Source organism: Microbacterium sp. NPDC064978 (assembly GCF_044543605.1).
GTDB classification, from domain to species: domain Bacteria; phylum Actinomycetota; class Actinomycetes; order Actinomycetales; family Microbacteriaceae; genus Microbacterium; species Microbacterium meiriae.
In genome coordinates, this window is record NZ_JBITWF010000001.1 from 486,489 (window position 1) to 501,958 (window position 15,470).

14 protein-coding genes are annotated in these 15,470 nt (G+C 70.3%); 3 read left to right on the plus strand and 11 right to left on the minus strand.

From position 1 onward, the window contains the following. Positions 1–92: 92 nt before the first annotated feature. Positions 93–1,244, plus strand: a complete 1,152-nt coding sequence (locus ACIGJI_RS02445; protein WP_187663923.1) for an ROK family transcriptional regulator — start codon at positions 93–95, stop codon at positions 1,242–1,244. Between the two features lie 19 nt (positions 1,245–1,263). On the opposite strand, the gene ACIGJI_RS02450 is transcribed toward ACIGJI_RS02445, so the two are convergent. From ACIGJI_RS02450 to ACIGJI_RS02485, 8 genes are all read right to left on the minus strand, one after another. Beyond that, positions 1,264–2,529: an alpha-L-fucosidase gene (locus tag ACIGJI_RS02450; RefSeq protein WP_363444296.1), complete on the minus strand. Its 1,266-nt coding sequence runs from the start codon at positions 2,527–2,529 to the stop codon at positions 1,264–1,266. Between the two features lie 102 nt (positions 2,530–2,631). Further along, positions 2,632–3,660 (minus strand): ketol-acid reductoisomerase, encoded by a 1,029-nt coding sequence (gene ilvC / locus ACIGJI_RS02455; RefSeq protein ID WP_025103269.1) that lies wholly within the window; start codon positions 3,658–3,660, stop codon positions 2,632–2,634. 59 nt (positions 3,661–3,719) lie between these two features. Then, complete coding sequence (gene ilvN, locus ACIGJI_RS02460) at positions 3,720–4,229, minus strand: acetolactate synthase small subunit (protein WP_025103268.1); 510 nt, start codon at positions 4,227–4,229, stop codon at positions 3,720–3,722. Between the two features lie 3 nt (positions 4,230–4,232). Next, complete coding sequence (locus ACIGJI_RS02465) at positions 4,233–6,032, minus strand: acetolactate synthase large subunit (protein ID WP_363444299.1); 1,800 nt, start codon at positions 6,030–6,032, stop codon at positions 4,233–4,235. Positions 6,033–6,102: 70 nt separating this feature from the next. Continuing rightward, complete coding sequence (ilvD, locus tag ACIGJI_RS02470; RefSeq protein WP_187663920.1) at positions 6,103–7,821, minus strand: dihydroxy-acid dehydratase; 1,719 nt, start codon at positions 7,819–7,821, stop codon at positions 6,103–6,105. Positions 7,822–7,830: 9 nt separating this feature from the next. After that, positions 7,831–8,628 (minus strand): trehalose-phosphatase, encoded by a 798-nt coding sequence (gene otsB / locus ACIGJI_RS02475; protein WP_187663919.1) that lies wholly within the window; start codon positions 8,626–8,628, stop codon positions 7,831–7,833. Between the two features lie 43 nt (positions 8,629–8,671). Further along, a complete protein-coding gene (locus ACIGJI_RS02480) occupies positions 8,672–10,078 on the minus strand; it encodes a trehalose-6-phosphate synthase (RefSeq protein WP_187663918.1) in 1,407 nt (468 codons plus the stop codon). Between the two features lie 65 nt (positions 10,079–10,143). Next, entirely contained in the window at positions 10,144–11,400 is a 1,257-nt protein-coding gene (locus ACIGJI_RS02485; RefSeq protein ID WP_366243719.1) for an MFS transporter, read from the minus strand. A gap of 206 nt (positions 11,401–11,606) precedes the next feature. Here ACIGJI_RS02485 and ACIGJI_RS02490 point away from each other — a divergent pair, with 206 nt between their 5' ends. After that, entirely contained in the window at positions 11,607–11,906 is a 300-nt protein-coding gene (locus ACIGJI_RS02490; protein ID WP_025103262.1) for a hypothetical protein, read from the plus strand. A 21-nt stretch (positions 11,907–11,927) separates the two neighbouring features. Here the strand turns inward: ACIGJI_RS02490 and ACIGJI_RS02495 are convergent, their stop codons facing one another. Genes ACIGJI_RS02495 through ACIGJI_RS02505 form a run of 3 tightly spaced genes read right to left on the minus strand, consistent with a single transcriptional unit; the run spans position 11,928 to position 14,546 of the window. Then, positions 11,928–13,112 (minus strand): acetyl-CoA C-acetyltransferase, encoded by a 1,185-nt coding sequence (locus ACIGJI_RS02495; protein ID WP_187663916.1) that lies wholly within the window; start codon positions 13,110–13,112, stop codon positions 11,928–11,930. Beyond that, positions 13,109–13,771 (minus strand): 3-oxoacid CoA-transferase subunit B, encoded by a 663-nt coding sequence (locus ACIGJI_RS02500; RefSeq protein ID WP_363444304.1) that lies wholly within the window; start codon positions 13,769–13,771, stop codon positions 13,109–13,111. The genes ACIGJI_RS02495 and ACIGJI_RS02500 overlap by 4 nt, the downstream gene beginning before the upstream one ends. Before the next feature lies 1 nt (position 13,772). Beyond that, positions 13,773–14,546, minus strand: coding sequence for a CoA transferase subunit A (locus ACIGJI_RS02505; RefSeq protein WP_292797183.1), 774 nt, complete (start codon positions 14,544–14,546; stop codon positions 13,773–13,775). A 103-nt stretch (positions 14,547–14,649) separates the two neighbouring features. Here ACIGJI_RS02505 and ACIGJI_RS02510 point away from each other — a divergent pair, with 103 nt between their 5' ends. Next, a complete protein-coding gene (locus tag ACIGJI_RS02510; protein WP_363444307.1) occupies positions 14,650–15,438 on the plus strand; it encodes an IclR family transcriptional regulator in 789 nt (262 codons plus the stop codon). Positions 15,439–15,470: the final 32 nt, after the last annotated feature.

Here is a 15,470-nt window from a genome sequence, read left to right on the forward strand (position 1 = left end):
TCCGATGTTTATAGGGTGGTGATAATTCGTCACTCGCCTGAAACACGCCGCACCCCCGCTACGCTGACGATGCCTCGAGACGAAGGGCCTCCATGACGAACCCCGCCGACACCACCGTCGACGACCCGCACACGCGGCGCATCCTCGACTTCGTCGCCCGCGGACAGGCGCGCTCCCGCTCCGAACTCGCCTCCGCCCTCGGCGTGGCCGCGTCGACGGTCGGCCTGCGCGTACAGGCGCTCCTCGATGCCGGCGTGCTGGAGGAGGCGGGGGCCGGCACCTCCCGCGGCGGACGACGGCCGCGCGTGCTGCGGATCGCCGGCGACGGCATCGTGCTGTCCGCCGATCTCGGCGGACGCCATGCCCGCATCGGACGGCACGACCTCAGCGGCGGCCTGCTCCACTCGGAGACCATCGCGATCGACGTCGCGGACGGCCCGGAAGCGACGCTGGAGAGAGTGTCGGAGGTCTTCGAGCGCCTGCTCGCCGAGACACGGGTCCACGCGATCGGCGTGAGCCTGCCCGGCCCCGTCGACGTCGCGACCGGCTCCGTGGATCAGCCCTCGCGGATGCCGGGGTGGCCCGGATTCCGCGTCGGCGAGCACCTCGCGGAGCGCCACGGCGTCCCCGTCGTCGTCGACAACGACGCCAACCTCGCCGCCCTCGGCGAGCACCGTCGCCAGCTCGGGCACACCCAGCACAGCATCACCGTCAAGGCGGGCACCGCGATCGGCAGCGGGATCATCGTGGACGGGCACATCCATCGGGGAGCGACCGCCGCAGCCGGCGACATCACGCACACGCGGATCGACGGCAGCGGCGACATCCCCTGCTCCTGCGGTAACACCGGCTGCCTGGAGACCGTGGCCAGCGGCGCGAGCCTCGTCCGCCAGATGCGCGAGCGCGGCAACACCGAGGTCCGCACCACGGCCGACGTCCTCACGCTGGCGCGGGACGCGGACCCCCTCGCCACGACCCTCGTCCGCACCGCGGGGACCCACCTGGGTCAGGCACTGTCCGGCGTCGTGAACTTCTTCAACCCGCACGCCCTGTTCCTCACCGGGAGCATGAGCGCCTCCGAGCCGTTCATCGCCGCGGTGCGCAGCCGGGTCTACGAGGCCTGCCACCCGCTCGCGACCCAGCGTCTGCGGATCGAGGCCGCGGCCACCGGCGCGGACGCGATCCTGCACGGCGCCGCCCGCCTCGCGCTCGAGGGCATGGACATCCCGGTGGCGACGGCCTGAGCCGCCGCCACCGTCAGCCTCACTCCCCCGTGAGGCGCAGTTCGATGACCGGCATCAGCACGTCGGGACGCCGTACCGGAAGATGCACCGTGAGCGTCCCCTCGGCCTCGCCCGCCGGCGTCATCAGGTCGGCCTGCTGGTCCGGGTCGCTGACGCTCGTACGCAGCCAGGAGCCGTCGTTCAGCAGCCGCGCATACGAGACCTTGCCCGCAAGACCGGGCAGATGCACGAAGCCCAGCGGCCAGCTGAACAGGCTCAGGTAGAGCCGGTCGCCGCGGAGCGTGTACACGCCCTCACGGGGCGGCGTGAACGGCGCGTGACCGGCCCCGATCACGGCGCGGTCGTGCAGGCGCATCCACTCCCGGATCTCGGCGAGGGTCTCCGCATCCCGGGGCGCGATCGCCCCACGCCCGTCCGGGCCGATGTTCAGGAGCATGTTGCCGCCCATCGACACCGAGTCGACGAGCATCTGCGCGAGCAGCACCGGCGACTTCTGGTCGGTGTTGTCCCGGTGGTACCCCCAGGAGCCGTTGAGCGTCTGGCATGCCTCCCACACGAGGGGCACGCCGTCGCGGACGATGGGAGCCGTCGGCTGATACTGCTCGGGCGTCACGAAGTCCGCGGGGATGCCGAGCCGGTCGTTGACGACCATCTCCGGCTGCAGCTCCCGACACAGCGCGAGCAGCGCCTCGGCGTCCCAGTCCTGCGGCCCCTTCCCCTCCCAGCCGTCCTTGGACTCGGGATAGGTGAAGTCGAAGAACAGGTAGTCGATGTCGCCGTACCCGGTGAGCAGCTCGCGGACCTGACCGTGCAGGTACTCGCGGTAGCGGGCCATGTCGCGCCCCTCGTTCAGGGCGTGCGCGTTCTCGTCGTCGCGTCGCGGGTGGTTCCAGTCCACCGTGAAGTCGGGGTGATGCCAGTCGATGACCGAGTGGTAGAGGCCGACCCGGATCCCCTCGGCACGGAGGGCGTCGACGTACTCGCGCACCAGGTCGCGCCCGACCGCCGCGACGGACGTGAAGTCGGTCAGCTTCGAGTCCCAGAGGCAGAAGCCGTCGTGGTGCTTCGTCGTCAGCACGACGTAGCCCATCCCCGTCTCCTTGGCGGTCTTCGCCAGGGCCGCGGCATCGAAGAGGTCGGGATCGAAGTTGTCGAAGTACGGGCGGTACTCCTCGTCGGTGAGGCGTTCGTAGTTCTGCACCCACTCGTGCCGCGCGGCCCCGCTGTAGAGGCCGAAGTGGACGAACATGCCGAAGCGGGCGTCATCAAACCATTCCTGTCGCATGCGTCCATCCTGGCACAGACATCGGATGTCTGCGCCGCGGAATGCCGTACGGAACGCCGAACGGGCGCCCCCGGAGGGACGCCCGTTCGTTCGCGAGTCGAATCAGCGCGCGGCGCTACCGTCGACGTAGTCCTCGTCCTGCTGCTTCCAGGCGAAGAGCGAACGCAGCTCCTTGCCGGTCGCCTCGATCGGGTGCTGCTCCTCCTTGGCGCGGAGTGCGAGGAATTCCTCGGCCCCGTTGTCCTGGTCCTCGATGAAGCGCTTCGCGAACGCGCCGGACTGGATGTCGGACAGGACGCCCTTCATGCTCTCCTTGACGCGCTCGTCGATCACGCGCGGGCCGGACACGTAGTCACCGAACTCGGCGGTGTCGGAGATCGACCAGCGCTGCTTGGCGATGCCGCCCTCCCACATGAGGTCGACGATGAGCTTGAGCTCGTGCAGCACCTCGAAGTAGGCGATCTGCGGCTGGTAGCCCGCCTCGACGAGGGTCTCGAAGCCCGCCTGGACGAGGTGGCTCATGCCGCCGCAGAGCACGGCCTGCTCGCCGAACAGGTCGGTCTCGGTCTCCTCGGTGAAGGTCGTCTTGATGACGCCGGCACGGGTGCCGCCGATGGCCTTCGCGTACGACAGCGCGAGGTCCCAGGCCTGGCCGGAGGCGTCACGCTCGACGGCGATGATGTCGGGGATGCCGCGGCCGGCGACGAACTCGCGACGCACCGTGTGGCCGGGAGCCTTCGGGGCGACGAGGATCACGTCGACACCCTCGGGTGCGTCGATGTAGCCGAAGCGGATGTTGAAGCCGTGCGCGAAGGCCAGGGTCTTGCCCGCGGTCAGGTTCGGGGCGATGGACTCGCTGTAGATCGTGCGCTGGTGCTGGTCCGGCGCGAGGATCATGATGACGTCGGCCCACTCGGTCGCCTCGGCGACGGTCTTCACGGGGAAGCCGGCCTCCTCGGCCTTCGCGGCGGACTTCGAGCCCTCCTTGAGGGCGATCGCGACCTCGACACCCGAGTCGCGCAGGTTCTGGGCGTGGGCGTGGCCCTGCGAGCCGTAGCCGACGATCGCGACCTTCTTGCCCTGGATCAGGGACAGGTCGGCGTCGTCGTCGTAGAAGATCTCGGTGCTCACTGGTTTCTCTCCTTGGTTGTGGTTGTGCGGGACGCGCGGTCCCAGAGTCTGTCGAAGGGTCAGCCGCGCAGGACGCGCTCGGTGATGCTCTTGCCGCCGCGGCCGATCGCGAGGAGGCCGGACTGGGCGATCTCCTTGATGCCGAAGGGCTCCAGAGCGCGCAGCAGCGCCTCGACCTTGCCCTTGTCGCCGGTGACCTCGATGACGAGGGCGTCGGCGGCGTAGTCGACGACCGACGCGCGGAAGAGGTTGACGACCTCGATCACGTTCGAGCGGCTGGCGTTGTCCGTGCGCACCTTCACGAGCATGTGCTCGCGCTGCACGGACGACGCCGGGTCGAGCTCGACGATCTTGATGACGTTGATCAGCTTGTTGAGCTGCTTGGTCACCTGCTCGAGCGGCAGTTCCTCCACATCGACGACGACCGTGATGCGGGAGATCCCCGGCACCTCGGTCACGCCGACGGCGAGGGAGTCGATGTTGAAGCCGCGGCGCGCGAACAGGCCGGCGACGCGGGTCAGAAGGCCGGGGGTGTTCTCCACCAGCAGGCTCAGGACGTGGGTCGACATGGCTCAGTCCTCCTCGTCGAACGCGGGCGCGTGGTCGCGCGCGTACTGGACATAGCTGTTGCTGACCCCCTGCGGCACCATCGGCCACACCATGGAGTCGGCGCTCACCACGAAGTCGATCACCACGGGGCGGTCGTTCGTCTCCAGCGCGAGCTGGATGGCGGCGTCGACCTCCTCCTCCTTCTCCACGCGGATCGCGAGGCAGCCGTACGCCTCCGCGAGCTTCACGAAGTCGGGGATGCGGATCGTGCCGTGTCCGGTGTTCAGGTCGGTGTTGGAGTGGCGGCCGTCGTAGAACAGCGTCTGCCACTGCCGGACCATGCCCAGCGACGAGTTGTTGATGATCGCGACCTTGATCGGGATGTTGTTGATCGCGCAGGTGGCGAGCTCCTGATTGGTCATCTGGAAGCAGCCGTCGCCGTCGATCGCCCAGACCTGGCGCTCCGGCTCGGCGACCTTCGCTCCCATGGCCGCCGGCACCGAGTAGCCCATCGTGCCCGCACCGCCGGAGTTCAGCCAGGCGTTCGGACGCTCGTACTTGATGAACTGCGCGGCCCACATCTGGTGCTGCCCCACACCGGAGGCGAAGATGCCCTCCGGTCCGGTCAGCTCGCCGATGCGCTGGATCACGTACTGGGGCGCGAGCAGGCCGTCGGTCGTCGGCGCGTACCCGAGGGGGAACTCGTTCCGGAGGCCGTCGAGGTACGACCACCACTCCTCGATGTCGGGCTTCGTGTCGGCCGTCGCTCCGCGGAAGGCCGCGTCGAGATCGGTGAGCACGTCGCGCACGTCTCCGACGATCGGCACGTCGGCCGTGCGGATCTTGGAGATCTCCGCCGGGTCGATGTCGACGTGCACCACCTTCGCGTGCGGCGCGAACAGTGCCGCCTTGCCCGTGACGCGGTCGTCGAACCGTGCGCCCAGCGAGACGAGGAGGTCGGCCTCCTGCAGCGCCAGCACGGCGGGGACCGTGCCGTGCATGCCCGGCATTCCCAGGTGCTGCGGATGCGAGTCGGGGAAAGCACCTCGCGCCATCAGCGTCGTCACGACGGGCGCACCGGTCGACTCGGCCAGTTCGAGCAGCTCGGCCGCGGCCCGGCCGCGGACGACGCCTCCGCCCACGTACAGCACCGGCTTCTTCGCCTCCGCGAGGAGGGCGGCCGCCGCCTGGATCTGCTTGCCGTGCGCCTTCGTCACCGGGCGGTACCCGGGGAGCTCGATCTTCGGCGGCCACACGAAGGGCGCGGTCGCCTGCTGCGCATCCTTGGTGATGTCCACCAGCACCGGACCGGGGCGACCGGTGCCGGCGATCTCATAGGCCGCCGCGATGGCGCCGGGGATGTCCGCGGCGTCCTTCACGAGGAACGAGTGCTTCGTGATCGGCATCGTGATCCCCACGATGTCGGCCTCCTGGAACGCATCCGTTCCCATCAGCGTCGAGAACACCTGACCGGTGATCGCGAGCAGCGGCACCGAGTCCATGTAGGCGTCCGCGATCGCCGTGACGAGGTTGGTCGCCCCGGGGCCCGAGGTGGCGATGCACACGCCGACCTTGCCGGATGCGGAGGCGTATCCCTCGGCCGCGTGGCCCGCGCCCTGCTCGTGCCGCACGAGGATGTGACGCAGCTTCGACGCATCCATCAGCGGGTCGTAGACCGGGAGGATCGCTCCGCCGGGAAGGCCGAAGACGTCCGTGACACCGAGAAGCTCGAGCGAGCGGACGACGGCCTCCGCACCGGTGATCTCCGGAGCGGATGGGCGGGCGGGCGGCCTCGGCACGGCCGAGACGGAGTCAGCAGTCATGACTTTCCTTCTGATGAACTGTGCGGGACACCGGCGCTCCGATCGAGCGGTTCCTGAGCCGGTCGATGGATCAGCCGGTCGTCGCTCCCTCGGCGGCGGACCGCACGAGGCGCGAGTACTTGGCAAGAACGCCTCGGGTGTAGCGCGGGGGAAGCGGCTCCCAGCCAGAGCGGCGGGAGGCGAGCTCCGCCTCGTCGACGAGTAGGTCGAGAGAGCGAGCTGCGATATCGACCCGTATCAGATCACCATCGCGCACGAAGGCGATGGGACCTGCGTCCACCGCTTCGGGTGCTATATGTCCGATGCACAGGCCGGTTGTGCCGCCTGAGAATCGTCCGTCCGTCAAGAGTAGTACATCTTTTCCGAGCCCCGCGCCCTTGATGGCCGCGGTGATGGCGAGCATCTCGCGCATACCCGGTCCGCCCTTGGGGCCCTCGTACCGGATGACGATGACCGTCCCCGGCTCGATGGTCCCCTCGGCGACCGCGTCCATGGCGGCGCGCTCGCGCTCGAAGACCCGCGCGGGACCCTCGAAGACGGCCGCGTCGAAGCCGGCGGTCTTGACCACGGCACCCTCCGGAGCGAGCGACCCGTGCAGGATCGTCAGGCCGCCCGTGGCGTGGATGGGGTTGTCGAACGTGTGGATGACCTCGCCGTCGATCGGCTGCGGGTCGAGCTCGGCGAGGTTCTCGGCGAGCGTCTTGCCGGTGACGGTGAGCGCGTCGCCGTGCAGCAGCCCTTCGTCGAGCATCGCCTTCATGATGACGGGGATGCCGCCGTGCCGGTCGACGTCGTTCATGACGTACTTGCCGAACGGCTTCATGTCGGCCACGTGCGGAACCTTGTCGCCGATGCGGTTGAAGTCGTGCAGGCTCAGCTCGACCTCGGCCTCCCGGGCGATCGCGAGGAGGTGGAGCACGACGTTGGTCGAGCCGCCGAGGGCCATCGCGAGAGCGATCGCGTTCTCGAACGCCTCCTTGGTGAGGATGTCGCGCGTCGTGATGCCCTGACGGAGCAGGTTGACGACGGCCTCGCCCGACCGGTGCGCGAAGTAGTCGCGGCGGCGGTCGGCAGCGGGCGGCGCGGCGGAGCCCGGCAGGCTGAGCCCGAGCGCCTCGGCGACGGAGGCCATGGTGTTGGCGGTGTACATGCCGCCGCACGCGCCCTCACCGGGAGCGATGGCGCACTCGATGCGCTTGAGGTCCTCCTCGCTCATGAGGCCGGCACGACAGGCGCCGACCGCCTCGAACGAGTCGATGATCGTGACGTCCTTCTCGGTGCCGTCGGAGAGCTTGACCCAGCCCGGCGCGATCGACCCGGCGTAGAGGAAGACGCTCGACAGGTCGAGGCGCGCGCTGGCCATGAGCATGCCGGGGATCGACTTGTCGCAGCCCGCGAGCAGGACGGAGCCGTCGAGGCGCTCGGCCATCATCACGGTCTCGACCGAGTCGGCGATGACCTCGCGCGACACGAGCGAGAAGTGCATCCCCTCATGGCCCATCGAGATGCCGTCCGAGACGGAGATGGTGCCGAACTGCAGCGGGTAGCCACCGCCGGAGTGCACGCCCTCCTTCGCCCCCTGCGCCAACCGGTCGAGGCTCAGGTTGCAGGGTGTGATCTCGTTCCAGCTGGACGCGATGCCGATCTGCGGCTTGTCCCAGTCGGCGTCCCCCATCCCGACCGCGCGGAGCATGCCGCGGGAGGTCGTGGCCTCGATGCCGTCGGTGACGACGCGACTGCGGGGCTTGATGTCGATGGGCGCGCTGGTGGAGGGATCATGCGAGGACATGACGAGAGTCTATTCCTGCGCGACGGCCCTCTCGTTCGCGAGCGTCTCCAGAAGCGCGGCGATCTGTTGTGGAGAGTCCACACGGAGGGTCGCGGCGCTCTCCCCCGGTCCGACGCGCACACCGAGGTCGCCCTCCTGCAGCACACGCATCGCATCCTCGTCGGTCACGTCGTCACCGGCGAAGAGGATGCCCGTCGCGTCGAAGCGCTCCCGAAGGGCGATCATCGCGGCGTCCTTGCCCTCGTTCCGCGACGAGAACTCCAGCACCCGATGGCCGGCGCGCCGGCGCCACTGCGGGAAGCGCTCGGCGACGAGGGCGTCGATCTCGGCGAAGACCCTCTCCTCCGTCTCCCGGTCCGCGCGACGGGTGTGCACGCCCATGCCGAAGGTCTTCGGCTCCAGCTCCGCGCCCTCGTAGCGGTCGATGATCGGCTGCGCGGCGGCCCACAGCTCCTCGCGCGCCCCGAGCTCGGTCGTGTCCCCCGGGGCGTCGGCGGCACCCTCACCGGGGAACCAGTACTGCGCGCCGTGGGAGCCGGCGAGGACGACCACGGAGTCGTCGGTGTGCTCGGTGATCTCTCTGAGGTCGTGCATGCTGCGACCGGAGACGTAGGCGACGATCGTGTCGGGCATCGCCGCGAGACGGGCCATCTGCACGGCGACCTCCGGCAGCGCCCGCGCGGCCATCGGGTCCGCGACGAGCGGGGACGCGGTGCCGTCGAAGTCGAGGGCCACGACCAGGCGCGGCGTCGTCGCGAGGGCGGTGAGGTCGGCGTCGGCGGTTCCGGGGATCCAGGGGCGCGTCACGGTGTCTCCGATCGAGAAGAAGAAGGGTGTGCAGGGAGTGCGGTCAGCGGCGGCGGACGTCGGCCAGAGCGTCGAGGAAGGATGACGACCAGGCGTTCACATCGTTGTCCAGCACCCGGCGGCGGAGGGAGCGCATGCGCCGCGCCTGCTCGGCGGGGGACATCTCCACCGCCTCCATGATCGCGTCCTTGAGGCCCGCGATGTCGTGCGGGTTGACGCGCACGGCCTGGCGGAGCTCGTCCGCCGCGCCGGTGAACTCGCTGAGCACGAGGACGCCGCGGTTGTCGGTCCGGGTGGCCACGTACTCCTTCGCCACCAGGTTCATGCCGTCACGCAGCGCTGTCACGAGCATGACGTCGGCCGCGAGGTACAGGGCGACCATCTCCTCGCGCGGGTACCCCTGGTGGAGGTAGCGGATGGCGGAGTGACCGACCGTGTCGTGGTCGCCGTTGATGCGGGCCACCGCGAGCTCGATCTCGTCCCGGAGGTGCGCGTAGGCGTCCACCCGCTCCCGGCTCGGGCTCGCCACCTGGATGAGGGTGACGTCCTCCACGTCCAGGCGGCCGTCTTCGAGGAGCTCGCCGTATGCCTTGATCCGGTGCCCGATGCCCTTGGTGTAGTCCAGGCGGTCGACGCCGAGGAGGATGCGCTTGGGGTTGCCGAGGCTGGCGCGGATCTCCGCGGCCCGCGCCCTGACGTCTTCGCGAGCGGCGAGTTCGAGGTACGGGGCGGTGTCGATGGAGATCGGGAAGGCCTTGGCGATGGCCGTCCGCGAGCCCCCCTCATCCGGGACCGCGATACTCGACCCCTTCACCTCGTAGCGCAGCCGGCGCCGGACCGCGGTGAGGAAGTAGGTCGCGTCCTGCGCCCGCTGGAAGCCGATGACGTCGGCGCCGAGCAGTCCGCGCAGCACCTGGTCCCGCCAGGGAAGCTGGGCATAGAGGCCGTGGGCCGGGAAGGGGATGTGGTGGAAGTAGCCGATGGTGACGTCGGGGCGCAGCTCGCGGACCATCTGGGGCACCAGCTGGAGTTGATAGTCGTGCACCCAGACGGTGCCGTCCTGCGCGGCCGCGGCCGCGGCCGCCTCCGCGAAGCGACGGTTCACCCGCACGTACGCGTCCCACCACTCGCGGTGATACTGCGGCGGCGCGATGACGTCGTGGTACAGCGGCCAGATCGTGTCGTTGGCGAAGCCCTCGTAGTAGTCCGCGACCTCGTCGGAGCTCAACGCCACCGGGATCAGGTGGATGCCGTCGGCATCGAAGGCCTCGAGCTCCACGTCGGGCTGGCCAGGCCAGCCGACCCAGGCACCGTGTACACGGCGCATCATGGGCTCGAGCGCGGCGACGAGGCCGCCGGGCGACGTCCGCCAGGTCTCCTCACCGTCGGGGCCCACGACCCGGTCCACCGGGAGGCGGTTGGCGACGACGACGAAATCAGCAGCGGTCACAGGGGCACTCCTCGGTCCAGTAGCTTCCAACCTATCGAGGATGCGCGCCGACCGCCGGTCCTCCCTCAGGCCTTGACAGCGGACGCCGCGCGGTGCACACCGCTGAGAGCCCAGTTCCCGAGGCCCGCCGCGAACGCGATGCCGGCCGCGATCATCGGGAGGACGAGCGCAGCGGAGGTGCCGAGGCTCTCCGCGATCTCCCCCGCCACCGCGGCGCCGATCGACTGACCGACGATCACGCCGGAGCCGAGCATCGCCATCACCGTCGCCGACCGGCCACGGGGGCTTCGAGCGGCTCCGAAGCTGTACTGGGTGACGAGGGTCGGACCGATGCCGATGCCCATGATGGCCAGGGCCAGCATCATGCCCGCCGGGGAGTCGACGATGCCGAGGAGCAGCGATCCGGCGAGCAGGATCCCCGAGAACACGAGCCAGCGCGCGCGCAGGGAGAACCGGACGGGGAGCCAGGCGACGCCGAGGGCGAGCACCGCGGAGCCGACGCCCATCACGCCGTACAGGAGCCCCGCCTGCTCCGGGGCTCCGAGGTCGGCCATGAACGAGGTGAGCGAGGTGAGCATGGTGCCGAAGAAGATCCCGACACCGAGGATGCCGAGGACGACGATGAGGAGCTGCGGACGGAACAGCTCGGACACGGCGGACGGTGCCCGACCGTCGTCGGTGCGGTCCTGGGAGACGTGCCGCCCGCTCGGGTGCAGGGCGAAGGCTCCGACGAACACCAGGGTCAGCGCGGCGGCCCCGACCAGCGGGGCCCACGGCGCGAGCGCCGAGGCGAGCACACCCACGAGGAAGGGCCCGAAGACGAAGACGGTCTCGTCCGCGGCCGACTCGTACGCCATCGTGCCGGAGACGGTCCGCGCGCGGCGCTCCGCGGGCATCCGCTCGCCGATGATCGTCACCAGCCGGGAGCGCGAGAGCGGCGCCACCTGGGGCGCGGTCGCGCCGATGCCGATCGCGGCGAGGAGCACGAACCCGTCAGCGGCCGGGCCGTAGACGACCGCCGTGAAGAGCAGGAGCATCGCCGCGTTGCCCACGGCGAGCGCGAGGAGGACCGTGCGCTGACCGAAGCGGTCGGCGGCGGCGCCCAGGAGCGGTCCGAAGCAGGCGGTACCGAGACCGACCGCAGCCGAAGTGAGTCCGCCGAGGGAGAGCGACCCCCGCGCCGACACGACGACGGTGAGGACGCCGACCACCATCATGGCGAACGGCAGTCGCGCGATGAACGCGATGAGGAAGTACGGCAGGCCGGCGAGGCGGAAGAGGCTCGGCTCGGCGGTGTCAGGCGTGGTGCTGGTGTGTGTCATGGCTCTCGCGCGTCGATGACGCGTGTCGGGTGCCGCCGCTGTCCGCCGGAGACGCCGACGGCCGGTAGATACACGGTTTCTGCGGCCGCGGGTGAACCGCGACCCTCCCATGATATCCGGTGGCCCTGGACGGACGCCCTGCCAGCCTCTCCCCCGGCTTGTCAAGGCTCCGGCCCCCGTGCCCCGGCTGCGGGTACCGTAGGGGCATGCGCTACCTCTTCAGCACCGGACTCGTCGCCGCGATCTCGGCTGGGATCTCGCTGCTGCGCGGCACCCGCAATGAACCCATCACCTGGCGCTCGCTCCTGTCATGGGTGAGCTGGGGCATCACGATGGCGCTCGCGGTCGGCGCGGTCGTCGACATGCGCCGCGAACGCCACGGCGTGCCGGTGGATGCCGACTCCCCGCAGTCGGTGAAGAAGTCCAAGAAGGCGCAGCGTCTGCAGTTCCGTTCGCAGAAGGCCCTCGCCGATGCGCAGGGGCACGCCCAGGACAAGCGGTCCTGACGCACCCCCGCGCCTCCCGCGTCAACGGGTGAGGATCAGCGCCTCGCCCTGACCGCCGCCGCCGCACAGGCCGACCGCCGCGGTTCCGCCACCCCGGCGGGCCAGCTCGTGCGCGACGTGCACCACGAGACGGTTGCCGGAGGCGCCGATCGGATGACCGATCGCGATGCCGCCGCCGTGCACGTTGACGATGTCGCCGTGCAGCCCGAGCTCGGTCTGCGAGCGGGCGACCACGGCCCCGAACGCCTCGTTGATCTCCACGAGATCCAGATCCTGCGGCGTGATGCCCTGTTTCCGGCACGCCTGCTCGATCGCCCGCGCCGGCTGCGCCTGGAGCGAGTTGTCCGGGCCGGCGGTCTGGCCGCTCGCCCCGACGGTCACGAGCACCGGCCAGCCTTTGGCCTCGGCCGTCCCGCGCGTCGTGACGACGACGGCGGAGGCGCCGTCCGAGATCTGGGACGAGTTGCCTGCGGTGATCGACCCACCCTCGGCGAAGGCGGCACGCAGTCCCGCGAGGGTCTCCACCGTGGTCTCGGGGCGCACCCCCTCGTCTCGGGTCACCCGCACGGGCTCGCCCCGGCGCTGCGGCACCTCGACGGCGACGATCTCCGCATCCAGCACCCCGCTCTCCTGGGCGGCGGCGGCCCGCTGATGCGAGAGCGCCGCCACCTGGTCCTGCATCTCTCTGGTGAGCTCGTATCGCGCGTTGTGCCGTTCCGTCGACGCGCCCATGCTCTCCCGGTCGTAGGCGTCCGTCAGCCCGTCGTAGGCCATGTGGTCGAGGACCTCGACGGTGCCGTAGGTCCAGCCGTCGCGCGATCCCATGAGCAGGTGCGGCGCGCGGGTCATGGACTCCATGCCGGCGGCGACGACCACCTCGGCGTCCCCGGTCCGGATCATGCGCGCCGCGTCGATCACCGCGGTGAGCCCGGACAGGCACACCTTGTTCACGGAGTGCGCGGGCACGTCCCAGCCGATCCCTGCGCCGATCGCCGCCTGACGGGCGGCGTTCTGCCCGGATCCGGCGGCGAGCACCTGTCCCACGATCACCGCGTCGACGTCTGCCGGATCCACTCCCCCCTGCTCCAGGGCGCCGCGGATCGCGAACGATCCGAGCTGCGGCGCGGTGAAGGCGGCGAGCTGTCCTTTCAGCCGGCCCTGCGGGGTGCGCGCCGCGGCGACGATGACGACATCGTTCTCACTCATTGCTCGGTCCTTCCGTTCTCCAGTTCCGGGGCGAGGCGGAGGGGCGGCTCCGTGGCCTCCCGTACCTGCTGCACCGTGACATCGGGCGCGACCTCGACCAGCAGGAGGCCCTCCCGCGTCACGTCGATCACCGCGAGGTCCGTGATGATCCGGTCCACGACGCCGCGGCCGGTCAGCGGCAGCGTGCAGGCGTCGACGATCTTCGCCGAGCCGTCCTTGGCGACGTGCTCCATCAGCACGATCACCCGTCCGGCGCCGTGCACGAGGTCCATGGCGCCCCCGGGGCCCTTGACCATCTTGCCCGGGATCATCCAGTTCGCGAGGTCGCCGGAGGCGGAGACCTGCATCGCCCCGAGGATGGCGGCATCGATCTTCCCGCCGCGGATCATGCCGAAGCTGAGGGCGGAGTCGAAGAACGCCGCTCCGGGGAGCGTGGTCACCGTCTCCTTCCCCGCGTTGATGAGATCCGCGTCGACCTCGTCCTCCCGCGGGTAGGGCCCGACCCCGAGGATGCCGTTCTCCGACTGCAGCACCACGGTCACGTCGGACGGGACGTGGTTCGGGACGAGCGTAGGCAGGCCGATGCCGAGGTTCACGTACGCGCCGTCCGGGAGCTCGACCGTAGCGCGCGCGGCCATCTGATCTCTGGTGAGCGCCATGTCAGGCTCCTTCCGCGGCGACGGTCCGCCGCTCGATGCGCTTGGGGATGTCCTCGCCGACCTCGACGATCCGGTGCACGAAGACCCCGGGCAGGTGGATCGTGTCCGGATCCAGCTCCCCCGGTTCCACGAGCCGCTCCACCTGCGCGATGCACACGCGTCCGGCCATCGCGGCGAGCGGGTTGAAGTTCCGGGCTGCCTTCCGGAACACGAGGTTGCCGTGCCGGTCGCCGCGCGCCGCATGCACCAGGGCGAAGTCGGTGGTGATGGCCTCCTCCAGCACGAACTCGCGGGGCTCGCCGTGCACCGCGAACGTGCGCACGTCCTTGGGCGGTGAGCCCACCGCGATCGATCCGTCGGGGTGATACCGGCGAGGCAGGCCCCCGTCGGCCACCTGGGTGCCGACGCCCGTCTGGGTGTAGAACGCGGCGATCCCGGATCCTCCCGCTCGCAGCTTCTCGGCGAGCGTGCCCTGCGGCGTCAGCTCCAGCTCGAGCTCCCCGGACAGGAACTGCCGCTCGAACTCCTTGTTCTCCCCCACGTACGACGAGGTCATCTTGCGGATGCGCTGCGCGGCGAGCAGCACGCCGAGCCCCCAGTCGTCCACCCCGCAGTTATTGCTCACCACGCTCAGGTCGGTCGTGCCCTGCGCGAGGAGCGCTTCGATGAGCGCGATCGGGTTCCCGGAGAGTCCGAAGCCTCCGACGGCGAGCGAAGCGCCGTCCGGGATGTCGGCGACGGCGGCCTCCGCGGATTCCCACTGCTTGTCGATCACGTCTGCTCCTTCGGTTCCGTGTCCCCACCAGCCTCCCGCCCCGGCGGAGTCACGGCCAGCGCCCTCTTGCGATGTGGACGCCCGCGCCACTAGCGTCCACGATGTGGACACTGCGACGAACCCCGTCCCCGGCGCTCAGGCTGTCGCGCGGGCGGCGCGGCTCCTGCGACTGGTGACAGCCGCCGGCACCGACGGCGCCACCCTGCAGGAACTCGCCGGCAGCGCCGGTCTCTCCCGCCCCACGACTCATCGCCTGCTCAGCGCCCTGCGCGTGGAGGGGCTCGTGGACCGGGACGGCGACAGCAGCCGCTGGATGCCGGGACCCGAGCTTTTCCTCATGGGATCCGTGGCCGCCGCTCGATACGACGTGACTGCCCTGGCCCGGGACATCGTGCGGTCGCTCGCCGTGAAGACCGAGGAGAGCGCCTTCTTCTCCGTCCGACGCGCGGACGAGACGGTCTGCCTGCTGCGCGAGGAGGGCTCGTTCCCCATCCGCTCCTTCGTGCTGAGCGAGGGGGTGCGCTTCCCGCTCGGAGTGGCGAGCGCCGGCCTCGCGATCCTCGCGTTCCTCCCCGACCATGATGTGGATGCCTATCTGGAGCGCCATCCTGAGCTCGTCGAGAACTGGGGACGTGCTCATGGCGAGCGCCCGCTGCGGGAGCGCCTCGCCGAGACGAAGGAACGCGGGTTCGCCGTCAACCCCGGCCTGATCGTCGAGGGGAGCTGGGGCCTCGGCGCGGCGGTGTTCGACCGTGCAGGGCGCCCGGAATGGGCGCTCAGCCTCACCGGCGTCGCCTTCCGCTTCGGCCCGGAGCGTCAGGCCGAGCTGGGCCGGACCCTCCTCGCCCACGCCCATCAGCTCTCGGCGAGGATCGCCCACGCCCGGCGGTGACCTCGATACATATCAGTAGGTATATACTTTCT